At 61.8% G+C, this 13,825-nt stretch carries 11 protein-coding genes and 1 pseudogene; 10 read left to right on the forward strand and 2 right to left on the reverse strand.

Features of this window, described 5'->3' with window-relative positions:
* The first annotated feature begins 194 nt into the window (after positions 1-194).
* The 7 genes from FJ964_RS23235 to FJ964_RS23265 all read left to right on the forward strand — a co-directional run bounded on the left by FJ964_RS23235 (position 195) and on the right by FJ964_RS23265 (position 7,913).
* Positions 195-917, forward strand: coding sequence for an FCD domain-containing protein (locus tag FJ964_RS23235; RefSeq protein ID WP_181172590.1), 723 nt, complete (start codon positions 195-197; stop codon positions 915-917).
* Positions 914-2,533: a GMC family oxidoreductase gene (locus tag FJ964_RS23240; RefSeq protein ID WP_140552561.1), complete on the forward strand. Its 1,620-nt coding sequence runs from the start codon at positions 914-916 to the stop codon at positions 2,531-2,533. The genes FJ964_RS23235 and FJ964_RS23240 overlap by 4 nt, the downstream gene beginning before the upstream one ends.
* A 100-nt stretch (positions 2,534-2,633) precedes the next feature.
* Positions 2,634-3,614, forward strand: coding sequence for an ABC transporter substrate-binding protein (locus FJ964_RS23245; protein WP_140552562.1), 981 nt, complete (start codon positions 2,634-2,636; stop codon positions 3,612-3,614).
* A gap of 60 nt (positions 3,615-3,674) precedes the next feature.
* Positions 3,675-5,219: a sugar ABC transporter ATP-binding protein gene (locus tag FJ964_RS23250; RefSeq protein WP_140552563.1), complete on the forward strand. Its 1,545-nt coding sequence runs from the start codon at positions 3,675-3,677 to the stop codon at positions 5,217-5,219.
* 53 nt (positions 5,220-5,272) lie between these two features.
* A complete protein-coding gene (locus FJ964_RS23255) occupies positions 5,273-6,220 on the forward strand; it encodes an ABC transporter permease (protein WP_224660118.1) in 948 nt (315 codons plus the stop codon).
* A gap of 4 nt (positions 6,221-6,224) precedes the next feature.
* Positions 6,225-7,190, forward strand: a complete 966-nt coding sequence (locus tag FJ964_RS23260) for an ABC transporter permease (protein ID WP_140552565.1) — start codon at positions 6,225-6,227, stop codon at positions 7,188-7,190.
* A 348-nt stretch (positions 7,191-7,538) separates the two neighbouring features.
* Entirely contained in the window at positions 7,539-7,913 is a 375-nt protein-coding gene (locus FJ964_RS23265; RefSeq protein WP_140552566.1) for a hypothetical protein, read from the forward strand.
* Positions 7,914-9,296: 1,383 nt separating this feature from the next.
* On the opposite strand, the gene FJ964_RS31080 is transcribed toward FJ964_RS23265, so the two are convergent.
* Positions 9,297-9,461: a hypothetical protein gene (locus tag FJ964_RS31080; RefSeq protein ID WP_181172591.1), complete on the reverse strand. Its 165-nt coding sequence runs from the start codon at positions 9,459-9,461 to the stop codon at positions 9,297-9,299.
* A gap of 1,022 nt (positions 9,462-10,483) precedes the next feature.
* Positions 10,484-11,824 (reverse strand): Do family serine endopeptidase, encoded by a 1,341-nt coding sequence (locus tag FJ964_RS23275; RefSeq protein ID WP_224660033.1) that lies wholly within the window; start codon positions 11,822-11,824, stop codon positions 10,484-10,486.
* A 263-nt stretch (positions 11,825-12,087) separates the two neighbouring features.
* Here FJ964_RS23275 and FJ964_RS23280 point away from each other — a divergent pair, with 263 nt between their 5' ends.
* The 3 genes and pseudogenes from FJ964_RS23280 (at position 12,088) to FJ964_RS23290 (ending at position 13,766) form a co-directional block, all read left to right on the forward strand.
* Entirely contained in the window at positions 12,088-12,465 is a 378-nt protein-coding gene (locus tag FJ964_RS23280) for a hypothetical protein (RefSeq protein ID WP_318012738.1), read from the forward strand.
* Positions 12,466-12,705: 240 nt separating this feature from the next.
* A pseudogene (locus tag FJ964_RS23285) lies at positions 12,706-13,182 on the forward strand (Hsp20 family protein).
* Between the two features lie 74 nt (positions 13,183-13,256).
* Positions 13,257-13,766: an Hsp20/alpha crystallin family protein gene (locus FJ964_RS23290; RefSeq protein WP_140552568.1), complete on the forward strand. Its 510-nt coding sequence runs from the start codon at positions 13,257-13,259 to the stop codon at positions 13,764-13,766.
* Positions 13,767-13,825 lie beyond the last annotated feature (59 nt).

Raw genomic sequence — 13,825 nt, forward strand, 5'->3', positions numbered from 1 at the left:
TCGCGTCCAGATTTTTTCATCGGACCATAATTGCACCAACCTCCCTGTCTGGCAACGGTTTGCCGGAATTTAGGTGCAATTGGCAATCTTTGGTCCTACGATGGTCTCTGAACGCTTGTGCTTTGGTCCGAATTGCTTCTAGTATGATCGCTGATTGGGAGGAAGAAGGCTTGCTGCATACGGGAGAGCCTGAGATGCCCGCAGTGATGGTTGCCGCCCGCGCGGCCGACGCGATGGTGGCTGGGATCGAGGCCGACATCACGTCCGGAAGACTTGGCGACGGCAGCTACCTGCCGGCCGAGCGCGAACTGATGATTGAGTACGGCGTGGGACGGGGCGTGGTGCGTGAGGCGATTGCACGCCTGGCCAGCCGCGGTCTGGTGGAAGCGCGTCCACGCTTCCGGCCAGTTGCACGCAGGCCGGGCCTGGATGCCGCGCTCGGCGCCCTCAATGGCATTGTCGGCCATCTGCTGAGCGACCAGGCAGGCGTGAAGAACCTTTACGACATGCGCGTCTTCCTCGAGGCCTCCCTGGCACGCAACGCGGCCATGCATGCCCGCAAGGAAGACATCGCAGCGCTCAGGGCCGCACTGGCGATGAACGAGGCGGCTATTCCGGACTCGCAGAAATTCTACGCAACCGACGTGGCTTTCCACGCAGCGCTTTACGATATAGCCCGAAACCCGGTGCTGCCCGTGGTGCACAAGGCATTCACCGCCTGGCTGTCGCCGCAGTGGATGCGCATGCCCCGATCGCCCGAGCGCAACCGCGTGAATTTCCTAAGCCATCGGGAAATCTGCACGGCCATCATCGAGCGAGATCCCGACGGCGCCGAGCGGGCGCTCCTCAACCACCTTTCGGCGGCCTGGGAGTATGTGCGCGGTACTTTCGAAAGCCGTGAGGCGCCTGAGGCATGACGCAGTCCTACGACCATATCGTAGTGGGCGGCGGCGCAGCCGGATGCGTTGCGGCGGCAAGGCTGGTCAAAGCGGGAAGGCGAACCCTGCTGCTGGAGGCCGGCCATTCCCATCATCACCCTCTGCTCGACATGCCGCCCGGCATCTTCAAGATGATCAACGGCTCTAAGTTCATGCGCTATCACCGCACCGAGCCGCAAGCCCACCTCGACGGCCGCATTCACGAAATCTCGCAAGGCAACGTGTTGGGTGGCGGCACCTCGGTCAACGCCCAGGTGTATATGCGAGGCCGCTCGGCCGATTACGACGAGTGGGACGAGATGATGCGCGGCAACAATGCCGGCGTACGCTGGAACTGGCAGGCAGTGCTGCCGCACTTCACTAGCATGGAGGGAAACAATCGACTCGCCAGCGAACTGCATGGCAGCGAAGGTCCGCTGCTGGTCTCGGATCCCGGGCACATCGATGATGTTTCGCGTTGGTTCGTCCAGGCGGTCCAAAGGCTGGGACTGCCGTACAACCATGATTTCAACGGGCCGTCGCAGCGCGGCGTCGGTTTTTACCAGTTCATGAACCGGCGCGGAAAGCGCAGCAGCGCCGCCTACGCTTTCATCGAGCCGCTGACGAATGACCCGAAGCTGACGCTGAAGCTCAATTGCACTGTCAGCCGGCTGCTGATCGAGAACGGGCGGGTTACCGGCGTCGTCTACTCCGACGCATCGGGCGCCGAGCATACCACCTATGCGGATGCCGACGTCATTGTCTCGTCGGGTGCCCTCATCTCGCCGAAACTGCTCATGCTGTCCGGCATCGGCCCGGCCGACGCGCTTGCCGGGTATGGCATTGCCTGCGTCGCCGACCTGCCCGGGGTCGGCGAGAATCTGATCGACCATCCGGAGGTCCCGATCATCGCCACGGCGAACGGCCCTTACGGCTATTTCAGGCAGGGCCAAGGCTGGCGGATGATAAGGAATGGCCTGCATTTCAAGCTCTTCGGCACCGGCACGATCCTCTCGGCAGGGGTCGAGGCCGGCGCCTTCGTCAACCCAGCCGATCCGGACGGGGAACCGACGATCCAGGCCTTCTGCGTTCCGCACGTCTATCTGGATCGCGATATCCTGACCCTGGTCGAGAACACCTATGGGCTTACCGTCACGACCGTGGTGGTGAAGCCGAAGTCGCGCGGTTTCGTGAGGCTGCGTTCGGCGGACCCGAAGGACATGCCGGTCGTTTCGCCCAATCTGCTCAAGCATCCAGACGACATGCGGGAGATGATCTCCGGCCAGCGTTACTTCCTGCAGGCATTCCAGACGAGGCCGCTCGCCGATCGGGTCAAGGCCATTGCCGTGCCAAGTCGGGATGATCTCAGCGACGAGGCGCTGGCAAAACATTGCAAGCGCTTCGTCAAGACCAATTACCATCCGGCCGGCACTTGCCGGATGGGCTCCGACAGCGACCGGATGGCGGTGCTGGACGCCGCGATGCGCGTGCGCGGAGTGGACAATCTGCGGGTTGCCGACATGTCGGCCTGCCCGAACATCAATGCCGGCAACACGGCTGCGCCGGCGATGATGCTGGGCGACCGCTGCGCCGATTTCATCCTGGAGGCGGCATAGAGCCTGATCCAGTTTGCCAATGTGGCATGCAGAGGCCGTCAGGGCCGAAATCGTGAAGAAGTCCACCGTCGCAGAGAGAGACAATCAAGGAGGAAAGAGCATGATCATTACCCGTCGAAAGCTTCTGGTTGGCTCGGCCGCCGGCGCGGTCGCGCTGACACTCGGCTCACGCGCCTTCGCGGCGCTGCCGCCGCTCGCCAAGAAGGACAAGTACAAGGTCGGTTTCGCCCAGACGGAAAGCAACAATCCGTGGCGCCTTGCCGAGACCAAGAGCATGCAGGAGGAGGCCGCCAAGCTCGGCCATCAGCTGGTCTACACGGACGCGGCCGGTTCGTCGGCCAAGCAGGCCTCCGACGTGAACTCGATGATCGCGCAGGGCGTCGACGCCATCTTCCTGCCCCCACGTGAGGACAAGCCCCTGGTGCCGGTCATCCTGGCGGCGCGCGATGCCGGCATACCAGTGTTCCTGGTCGACCGCGACGTCGACCACACCATGGCCAAGCCGGGCGAGGATTACGTTTGCTTCATCGGTTCGGATTTCATCGAGGAGGCGACCCGCATCGGCCAGTGGCTGGTCAAGAATGCCAATGGCAAGTCGAAGATCATCGAACTGGAGGGCACGACCGGCGCCTCGGCGGCCACAGACCGCAAGAAAGGCTTCGACGATTTCATCGCCAAGCATTCGGAGTTCACCATCCTGGCGTCCCAGTCCGGCGACTTCGCTCGCGACAAGGGCCGGCAGGTCGCCGAGACGCTGCTTCAGGCGCATCCTGACGCGGACATCATCTACGCGCATAATGACGAGATGGCGCTGGGTGCAATTGCCGCCTTGGAAGCAGCCGGCAAGACCCCGGGCAAGGATGTGCTGATCTTGTCCATAGACGGCGAGAAGGAAGGCGTTCAGGCGATCATCGACGGCAAGATCGGCGCGATCTGCGCCTGCAGCCCGCTGTTCGGGCCGAAGGCCTTCGCCACGATGGCCGACTATGCGGCCGGAAAAAAGATCCCGCCGTTCATCAAGAACGAGGACGCCTTCTTCGACGCCACGAACGCGAAGAAAGACTTCGATATTGCGTTCTGATATCCACTCGGTTTCCAGTCGCCCTGCCCGCTTCGGCGGGTAGGGTTTGGGAGTTTGCCGATGACCGCCCAGCGGGACCCAGCCTCGCTGCTCCTGGACATGCATGACGTCCAGAAGCATTTTGCCGGCATCCCTGCCCTGGTCGATGCCTCGCTCCAGGTTCTTCCGGGCGAGGCTCACGCACTCATCGGCCAGAATGGAGCGGGCAAATCCACGCTTATCAAGGTGCTCACCGGCTATTACCGCAGGGATGCGGGCCAGGTCCTATTCGAGCAGAAGCCGTTCGAGGTCGGGTCTCCGCATCAGGCGCAGATCAGCGGCATCAGCACCATCTACCAGGAAATCAATCTCGTGCCGCTCCGCTCTGTGACCGAGAACATCTGCCTCGGACGCGAGAAGCGCCGCCGAGGCCTGCTCAACTGGAGCGCGATGCATGCTGAAGCTGAGCGCCTACTCGGCCGGTTCTCGATCAGGATTGATGTGCGCCGCCCGCTCGGCGATTTCAACACCGCCACGCAGCAGATGGTAGCGATCGCCCGCGCCATCGGCTTTTCCGCCCGCCTCGTGATCATGGATGAGCCGACCTCCTCGCTCGACGAGCGTGAAGTCTCGGTTTTGTTCACCGTCATCCGGCAGCTCAAGGCCGAGGGCGTCTCCGTTCTATTCGTCAGCCACAAACTCGACGAACTCTACGAGGTCTGCGACCGGGTCACGATCATGCGTGACGGCCGCACAGTGCGCAACGCCGCGATGAGCGACATCGGCAAGCTGGAGCTGGTCGCGGCCATGCTCGGCCGCGATGTCACGGCCGTCGAAGGCCACGCGACCGCGTTCGGCGAGCGCGATCGATCGAGAATCGGCGATGTGCTGTTTGCCGCGCAAGGGCTGGCGGCCGGCCAGTCGGTCCGTAACGTGAGCTTCGATCTGCGGCGAGGCGAGATCGCCGGTTTTGCGGGCTTGCTCGGCGCCGGCCGCACCGAAACAGCCCGCCTCGTGTTCGGCGCCGACCGCCGGAAGGCCGGCGCGATGACGATGGAGGGCGCGTCCTACCATCCCGCACGTGCCGCGGACGCGATCGCCGCCGGAATGGGCTTCTGCACCGAGGACCGCAAGGCCGAGGGCATCGTGCCGGAGATGACCGTCGCGGAGAACATAACACTGGCACTGCTGCCAAAGATCAGCCGCAACGGCATCCTGAACGAAGCCCGGCAACGGGAGATCGTCGAGCGTTTCATTCGCGAACTCGGGATCAAATGCTCGGGGCCTAATCAGAAGGTCCGCGAGCTCTCCGGCGGCAACCAGCAAAAGGTGCTGCTTGCCCGCTGGCTGGCAATGAACCCGAAGCTGCTCATCCTCGACGAGCCGACGCGCGGCATCGATGTCGGGGCCAAGGGCGAGATCCAGCGTCTTATCCGCAAGCTTGCCGACGACGGGCTCGGCGTGCTGATGATCTCCTCGGAATTGGAGGAAGTGATGGAAGGGGCCGACCGCATATTCGTGCTGCGCGAAGGGGCGAGCGTGGCCGAACTGGAAGGCCAGGCAGCCAACGAGGAGGACGTGCTCGCGGCGATGGCGCATGGCGATGCAGCGGAGGAGGCAGCGTGAGCGATCTGGCCAGGCCATCCGCAGCCAACGACGACGGAAACCGCGGCTTCAATGTGTTCGGCTTCCTGGCGCGCTACGGCACGGTGATCGCGCTTGTGCTGCTGATCGTCTTCAACCTTGCCTATACGCGTAATTTCGCGACGCTGCAGACGCTCAACGTCAACCTGACCCAGGTCTGCACGATTGTGATCGTCGCGGTGGGGATGACGCTGGTGATCGCCACGGGCGGCATCGACCTGTCGGTTGGTTCGCTAATGGCGATCTCGGGCGCATTGGCGCCGATGATCTTCATGGGAACGATCTTCCCGGTCGGGAACATCTATCTGGCGGTGACCGTCGCGATGGTTGCCTCGATCCTCGTCGCCGGCCTGTTCGGGCTGTTCAATGGCTGGCTGGTCTCGCGCTTCCGAATCCAGCCGATCGTCGCAACGCTCGTGCTGTTCATCGCAGGGCGCGGGATCGCGCAAGTTATGACCAATGGCAATCTGCAGACCTTCCGCGTGCCACAATTCCAGTGGATCGGGCTTGCCCGCCCGCTCGGCATCCCCGCGCAAGTCATCATCATGGCCGTGCTGGTTGCGGCGGCCGCGTGGGCCCTTCACCGCACGGTGTTCGGGCGAAGCATCCTCGCGGTCGGCGGCAACGAAAAGGCCTCGGAACTCGCCGGCATCGCCGTATCGAGGATCAAACTCGCTGTGTATGCGATCAGCGGCCTGTGCGCGGGGCTGGCCGGTCTCGTCGTCATCGCGATCAACTCCTCCAGCGACGCTAATCTCGTCGGCCTGGGCATGGAGCTCGACGCCATCGCCGCCGTCGCCGTGGGCGGCACGCTGCTCAGCGGCGGCAAGGCGACGATCATCGGCACCCTGCTCGGCGCCCTGACCATCCAGTTGGTGCGCTACACGCTGCTCGCCAATGGCGTGCCCGACGCCGCTGCGCTCGTGGTCAAGGCCAGCATTATCGCATTCGCCGTCTGGCTGCAGCAGCAACACAGGGTGTAATCCCATGAACAGCGCCCGACTGGTCCGCATCATCGGCACCTACGGTGTTGTTGTCGCGCTTGCAGCCTTGGTCCTGTTTGGATTCCTGCGCTACGACCGGTTCCTGGGCTTCTTCAACGTGATGAGTGTTCTGCGCTATAACTCGATGTTCGCGCTCGTGGCGCTCGGCATGTGCTTCGTCATTATGACGGGCGGCATCGACCTGTCGGTCGGCTCCGTCGCCGCCTTAGGCAGCGTCGCTTCCGCCCTGGCGAGCCCGCACGGCATCGCGGCCGGCCTTGCGGCGGGCGTGGGGGCCGGCCTGGCGGCCGGGCTGGTCAACGCACTCCTCGTTACGCGCGGAAACCTGATGCCCTTCATCGCCACGCTTGCGACCATGCTTGCCGCAAGCGGCTCGGCGCTGCTTCTTGCCGGCAACCAGACGGTTTCGGTGTCCTACGATTCAGGTTTCACCGCCATCGGCCAGGGGAATTTCTGGATCTTGCCGATTCCTGCGGTCATCGCCATGGTTACTTATGTGATCGGATCGGTCGTCCTGAACTACACCAGCACGGGACGGACTGTGCTGGCCATCGGTGGCGGCGAGGATGCGTCGCGTCTGATGGGACTGCGCACGGACCGCGTCAAATTTCTCGTCTATGTCGCAAGCGGGTGCCTGGCTGGACTCGCCGGCGTCGTTCTCGCTTCGCAGTTCGGCGCTGGCCAGCCAATCGAGGGCATCGGCTGGGAGCTGTTTGCCATCGCTGCCGTGGTCGTGGGCGGGACGCTGCTTACCGGCGGCTCGGGCTCGGTATTGACTACGCTGGCCGGGGTGCTGCTCCTCGGCATCCTTTTCAACATCCTGAACTTTGAAAACGGGATGGGTTGGATTTCCCTCTCGGCCTACTGGCAGTCAGTGATCCGAGGGCTGTTTTTGCTCGTCGTCGTTCTTCTCCAGGCACGGCTGACGACAAGGCGCGAAACCGCCTAGGTATCCTGGTTGACCCGCCCCGGCCCGATTAGCGCGTCCTGCAGACTTTTTGCGGCACCTGATGCTTCCCCCGTTGCACCTGGCCTCCGGCACCTTTTGGAGCGAGATCCGACAGCTGACCTAGTGCAGTCACATGGCCGTCCCGGAGACGGTCATTTCCCGGCGACCGCCACGAACACGGACTGCCACTGCCTTCCAGTCGAACAGAATGGGCTTGCTCTGCCGGCGAGACTTCAGCCAGCCGACTTTTCCCTCGCGCCTGCCGCCCCCGTACTTTTTGTCATCCAGAGAGGAACAACGGTAGCTCGGCCGCGTTCGGCGGCCAGTCGAGTAACAGGAGTACCTGACATGCCAAGCAGAAACGGGTCCCCGTATCCGAGACGAAGCGACTTCGCCAATGATGAACCCATTCGGCCGGAGGATTCCGCCGTGTTGGACAGCCCTGCTGGTCATGAGGACAGGCATGGGGCGGACCCCGGTTTTGTGGGAGCCGACGATGTCGACCGGCCGATCGGCGCGATGCCCCGCAGCGAAATTACCGGTCGTCATGATGAAGGGGCAGGCGCCAATGAGACTATCGACGGCTTAAGCGAAACCGAGGAGCTGACCCGCAGCTACGCCGAGGACATACCGGCCGGTGACAATGAAGAGGACGAGGAAAACATCCCTGTCTTCGAAAGAGGCCGAAGCAGCACCGAACTGGAGGGGCGCCGACCTCTTTGAGCCGTGGCTCTAACCACTGAGCCATCTTTTCTGGCATGAGAGGGACGCGGCCGGAATATACCGCCAACGGCGGCTCGCGCTCACGCCGCAGCAACGTTCAGCGACACTGGAGCAAAAGTTCATATTCAGATTTCTTCGCCATTGCGTCTGGTGCGCGTTGGTGCAGGCTGGATGGCGAACATAACATCGCGCGAAGCTGCCCTCTGTGATGGTGGAGCCGCGCGCCAATTGGTCTGGTCGACCTTGTGTTCCATTCGGAGCAGGAGCCGAACCCCGCAAGCAGGCTGACTTGGTGACCGAACGCGATCGATTGGATATGCGGAAGCTGCGCGTATTGGAGAATTCACGGAGAACGATTTGCAGAGCATTGCGCGCCCATCGTCTGCTGGATTGCAAGTTGGAGAAGCTGGGGCACCATTTCTGGATTTGAACCTGACAATGTGGTTGAAATGGCAGAAAATCAGAAGCCAAAATGGTCACATGTCGGCACAACGCAGGTCTGCGAGCCCGAGTGACGGCGAGACAAGATCGTCAGGGGCCATGGCGAGAAACAGCGGGATGCGCCATCGGCATCGAGCCTTGCGTGTCTCTTGCCGGCCAAGTTCCTGCAATCCTGAGGGAGAGCCGCGTTCGGGCAACTCGGTCTCTTTCGCGACCTCTTTTTCTTAGGTTCGGCGGGAGCGTTCTGCTTCATCAGCATTGTTGTCGTCGTCTGTCCGCCCGAGTTCCTGATCGATTGTCTCGCGCGACCCCCTCTACCGGATCCTGTTGCGGAGATGCCGGCTTCGGTCTTGTCTTGGGCGGGAACGGCGCGGTCGGGGGACTTTGACATTTCAGATTCCCTTTCGTCTGTCATCCGCCTAGACGTTTCTGGCGACTGGAATTTCGCGGGTCTACCTGCCGAACCGAATCGTCAACGCATTGTTCCGGGAAGACCCCCAGGTCGTTTTGGCCTGCCCGTTCAGAGCGATGCCCCTGCCGGTCCGGAACATTCACGGCGATTGAAAGTTGGGCCGAACACCTACGTAGGGTCGGCCCTTTTGTCCCTCACCTCACCCTCGGAACTTGGCCAGCAGTGATGCCGATCCACATGTGAAAACCCCTGGATTTAGCTATGGATGGGCTGTTTTCCTTTTTGAGCGGCCCCGCTTGAGTTGTTGCGTTGTTCTAGGCCCAGGCAGATCCGAACGGCCTTTCGACGGCTCGAATCCCGCAAAGCTGAAGGCCCTTCGCTCGCCCTGGTTCTGCCGGACTACGCGTCGGCGGCGACTGGCCAAGGGGCGCTAGTCAATTCGCAGAATGCGCGGATCGTTGAAATGCGTATCGGAGGTGAAGAAGATCATGCCGCGGCCGGCTGCTACGCACGATCGGTGATAGCTCCGGCTACCGGCGCTCTTCGGCTTCATCATCGATCCCGATCGGGGCTTCCCCGAGCATCTTGAGTGCCTCGTCCCTCGTGAGGCCGCACTTGCGCGCGAAGTAGAGTGCCTCGATCGCCTTTTCGCGATCCGCCGTGGATTCTGAGTGCTGTTTGGGCTTTTTGCCCATCGTTCTCTGTCACCTCTGAGGCACCGAACCATCACAGTGCCGCGTTGTTCCCGTCTCATCGGATTTGCTGACCTGCCGGAATGCGAATTCCTGTCTCCACAAACGGCATTGCGCGAGCCCCGGACAAAGCCCGAGCCGTGGGAGGGGGCCGGCGCGGGCGATCGGGTTGGCGATCTTGCAGCGCGGGGGTGGTCCGCTGCATGGCTCGGACTCTGCAATTCGGCATTTGTTCCGGCGCGCATGGAGCGTCGGCGTCCCGAAGCCGCTCGCCCCGACTGCGGGTGGCTATCTTCCGGTTGTTCGTAAGCGTGCGGTCTCTGCACCAGATTGAGTAGTGCAATAACGCGACTTGTTGGCTCCTTTCGTTGCATAGAGGATCTCCGGTGAATTTGAGTCATTTCGAGAACAAGACGCGGCAGTCCAATTGGGTGGCGGACGGAATATTGCCTTGTGCATCGCCTGACGAAGGACACGCTCAATCGCGGGCTGAAGTACACGATGGGGCGCGTAAGCAGGCGGAATACCAGGCGGAGTTGCGCCGTCACAGGCGCCTGGAAGAGCGAGCAAAGCGGCAGAACAGGCGCGCTCGGCTGCGCTTTGCGGTGAGCACGGATGTGCGCAACCGAGCCATCCAGGCGTTCTTCGCGATGCTTCGAGTGGCCGGCTGAGACGCGTGGGGCCTCTGATGCCTGCTACTCAGCGCAAGCGACGAATGCACACGAGAGATCGCCAGCCTAAACCTGTGGGTCGGAGTTCCATGCATCGAGAAAAGGGCACGCACTCAGGAGCGGATCGCAGCGTTGTTGTTGTCCACCTATGTGGTCCCCCGAGGGCCGAAACGTCAGGTCGACTTTGGCCTCGCCGACCGGTGAGTCGCAGAACGCGCGTGCAAAGCCGCAGAACAGTTTCGGCAGCCGCATGTTGAAACGGACCGCAACCTCAAACATGCTGCTCATCAGTTTTACAACTCCGGTAGTGGGCCTGCCCAGCAGCACAGATGGCGACGCCGTCTGGCCTGTCAGTCAGGAGTTTGCCACAGCAACGAAAAGCGATTGTCCCTGCCGGTCGATACGGAACAGCATTGGCTTTTTCTGCTGACGGGATTTCGCCCATTCCTCGCCAACGTCGGACGGCTGGGTCATGTTTCGGTTGTTGGCCGACACGATAACGTCGCCTGGCCGAATGCCGCTTTCGGCTGCAAGACTGTTCGGAGCGACATCCTGGACGAACACGCCCGTGGTGCCGGCTTGCAGGCCGAGTTGCTGGCGCGCTTCGTCCGGAATGGCGCTCAGCGCTAGACCAAGGCGCTGGTCCTCAGTCCCAAGGTTTGGAATGGCACCGGTCTGATCCTCCTGGTCCCTGCGTTGATCGACAGTCAGCGACAATTCCTGGTTTGTGCCGCCCCGGTTCGTTGTTACGGTCACTTTCGACCCCGGCTTTTGGCTTGCTGCCGCCAGCGTCAGGTCATGGACGCCTAGGATGTCCTTGCCGTTGAACCGGGTGATCACGTCGCCGGACTGGATTCCCGCTTTCTGCGCCGGGCTGCCAGCCTCGACCGAGGCAACCAGCGCTCCCTTGGCACCCGGCATTCCGAGCGCCTCGGCGATGGAGGGCGTGATCTCCTGAAGACGCACGCCGAGGAAGCCGCGCTCGATGCGGCCAGTGCTGATCAGTTGGTCGACGATAGTCCGAGCTGTGCGCGAGGGCACCGCGAACCCGATGCCTATGCTGCCGCCTGACGGCGACACGATTGCCGTGTTGACTCCAATGACTTCGCCGCGCGCGTTAAACAAAGGACCTCCCGAGTTACCTCTGTTGATCGAGGCGTCTGTCTGCAGGAAATCGTCGTAAGGACCTGCCTGGATATCGCGAGAGCGGGCAGAAAGGACGCCGACAGTGACGGTGCCCCCGAGGCCGAAGGGACTGCCGATGGCGATGGTCCAGGCCCCTGGTTGCATTGCGTCCGAATCCCCCCAGGCTGTCGCGGTCATGTTGGGCCAAGGATCGACTTTCAATACCGCGATGTCAGTTGCGGGATCGCGGCCCATCACCCGCGCTGGCGCCGTCTCCTTGTCGGAGAACACGACATGAATCTCAGTTGCGTCGGCGACGACATGGTTATTGGTGACGATGTAGCCTTCGGGACTGATCACAAAGCCGGAGCCGAGTGCTTCCCGCACCTGGGGCTGGATACGCCCTCCTCCGTCGAAGGGATTGAGAAAGTCGTAGAGCGTCGTTTGATCCTGGATGATCTGCCTGGTCGTGATTGCGACAACCGCTGGCAGCTTCTGACGCACGATTGCGCTGAAGTCGTTCGGAATTTCCTGTGCGGTGGCCGGAGCAAGGCTGCCAGTCGAGAGCATCAGGGCTCCTGTGATCAAGCCAATCCACAAGTTCCTAGAGACGTAAGACATGACTGGTTCTCCTGCCGGGATTCGGCCCTTCGATTTCGCCCGACCTCAGAACTGATATTCTCGCTGATTGTTTCACCGGCCCGATAAAATGGTTCTAAGGCGTTGACGACGGGAACGTGACCCGTGCCCGAGCCATTGAAAGTTGCTTGAGACGTTCCAAAATTTCGTCTGGCGGGAATCGCGAGAGCCGCCGAACTCAAACACGCAGGAGATTGTCTGAAGCGGAGGACCAGCAATGGAAGCAGCCATTTCGACCCATTTTGCCTCGATTGAACCCGTGGCTCCTGATGTTTTTCTGGACCGCTTGCTGCATCCGGCTCGGCATTTCAAACATTCCCCAGGACGTTTTGGTCGACGTTGCCCTGGACGTTCAGGAGAAGCGGGCGATCCTTTCGTCATGGGCGTCGGATGCCTGCGCTGTAGGATCCGTGCCAGCGCTTCGCATGCTGCCGGGGGCGGGTGAACCGGTCAGCTTCGACGCGATTAGGGATGCGTTGCGACAATTGGATCAAAAGGATGAGCTTGCCGGTCGTGACGGCAGTGACAGCGCGGAGGTGGCCGCGTTCGTACCACTCGTCGATCGGATTTAAGCGCGACGTAATTGTTCTTGCACCATGGACCCGTCGGCGAGTGACCCGCCGGCGGGAGGGGTGGCATGTGGTGCTTTCGCCCAGATTGCCGCTGAAAACTTTCCTATTCTTGCTCTTGAAGGTGCAACTCGCGATTCTAAATTGATGGTCGCCGGCTGCCCAATGGGGCCGGCAAGACCAGGAGGCGGCAAGGCTCTTGGTCCCTTCTGTGATCCATATTGCTCAAAGGAGGATGTGGCTATGAAGACAAACCTCGATTTTACCCCCCTATACCGGTCCAGCATCGGCTTCGACCGTTTGGTCGACATGCTTGAAAGTGCGAGCAGTGTGGCCTCGTTCGACAACTGGCCGCCCTACGATATCGCCAAAGGTTGATGATGATGAGTATCGCATCACGATGGCGGTCGCCGGTTTCTCGCAGGACCAGCTGACCATCACTCACCAGCCCAACATGCTGGTTGTGAGCGGGTCGCAATCTGGCGATGAGAACGGCCAATATCTCTACCGCGGCATTAACGGGCGCGCTTTCGAGCGGCGGTTCGAATTGGCCGACCACGTGAAGGCGGCGCGAGCCAGCCTTGAGAACGGGCTGCTGAGCATCGATCTCAAGCGCGAGGTTCCCGAGGAGATGAAACCGCGCAAGATCGAAATCTCCAGCGGGGCTCCCATGCCGCAGATGGAGGCTCCCAGGTTGAGGCCGACAAGCTGGCCGCCTGAGCAATTAACCATGAAGGCTTCCGCTTGAGCCGGGCGTCCCGCCCGGCTCAGAGACCTACGAAAGGAGAAAGACAATGAGCGTACGTGACTTGATCCCATGGGGCCGGGGCAACGGAAACTCGGCCCCCAGTCTCTTCCCTGATGGAGATCGAGACCCCTTCGTCTCCCTCCACCGGGAGGTAAACCGGCTGTTCGATGACGCCTTCCGCAGCTTTGGCGCCAGACTGCCGGCCTTTGGTTCCTCCTTCGGGGCCAGTTGGCCGAGTGTCGAAATCTCCGACACGGACAAGGAAGTCTGTGTGACTGCGGAGATTCCTGGCCTGGAGGAGAACGACATAGAAGTCCTGCTGGAAGATGGGGCGCTCAAGCTTAAAGGCGAGAAGCGTTCCGAGACCGAGGACAAGGACCGGCAGTTCTCCGAGCGCTTCTACGGTCGCTTCGAGCGCCTCATTCCGCTCGGCTACGAGGTCGAGGAAGACAAGGTTAACGCCGCCTACAAGAACGGCGTGCTGACCGTGACGTTGCCCAAGACCGAGCGGGCGCAGGCGAAGGCCAAGCGGATCGCAATCAACGGCAGGAACTGACGCACGGCGGTACGAGCAGCGGCCACCACGGCCGCTGCTCGTACCACCCTTCATGATAG

Origin of the sequence: Mesorhizobium sp. B2-3-2 (assembly GCF_006442295.1) — a bacterium.
Taxonomy (GTDB): Bacteria; Pseudomonadota; Alphaproteobacteria; order Rhizobiales; family Rhizobiaceae; genus Mesorhizobium.

What these genes read in the sequence shown, in the direction of transcription:
- FJ964_RS23235 (WP_181172590.1), top strand. Translation starts at nt 195, where the DNA reads ATGCCCGCAGTGATGGTTGCCGCCCGCGCGGCCGACGCGATGGTGGCT.
- FJ964_RS23240 (WP_140552561.1), top strand. Translation starts at nt 914, where the DNA reads ATGACGCAGTCCTACGACCATATCGTAGTGGGCGGCGGCGCAGCCGGA.
- FJ964_RS23245 (WP_140552562.1), top strand. Translation starts at nt 2,634, where the DNA reads ATGATCATTACCCGTCGAAAGCTTCTGGTTGGCTCGGCCGCCGGCGCG.
- FJ964_RS23250 (WP_140552563.1), top strand. Translation starts at nt 3,675, where the DNA reads ATGACCGCCCAGCGGGACCCAGCCTCGCTGCTCCTGGACATGCATGAC.
- FJ964_RS23260 (WP_140552565.1), top strand. Translation starts at nt 6,225, where the DNA reads ATGAACAGCGCCCGACTGGTCCGCATCATCGGCACCTACGGTGTTGTT.
- FJ964_RS23265 (WP_140552566.1), top strand. Translation starts at nt 7,539, where the DNA reads ATGCCAAGCAGAAACGGGTCCCCGTATCCGAGACGAAGCGACTTCGCC.
- FJ964_RS31080 (WP_181172591.1), bottom strand. Translation starts at nt 9,461, where the DNA reads ATGGGCAAAAAGCCCAAACAGCACTCAGAATCCACGGCGGATCGCGAA.
- FJ964_RS23275 (WP_224660033.1), bottom strand. Translation starts at nt 11,824, where the DNA reads ATGCTCTCGACTGGCAGCCTTGCTCCGGCCACCGCACAGGAAATTCCG.
- FJ964_RS23290 (WP_140552568.1), top strand. Translation starts at nt 13,257, where the DNA reads ATGAGCGTACGTGACTTGATCCCATGGGGCCGGGGCAACGGAAACTCG.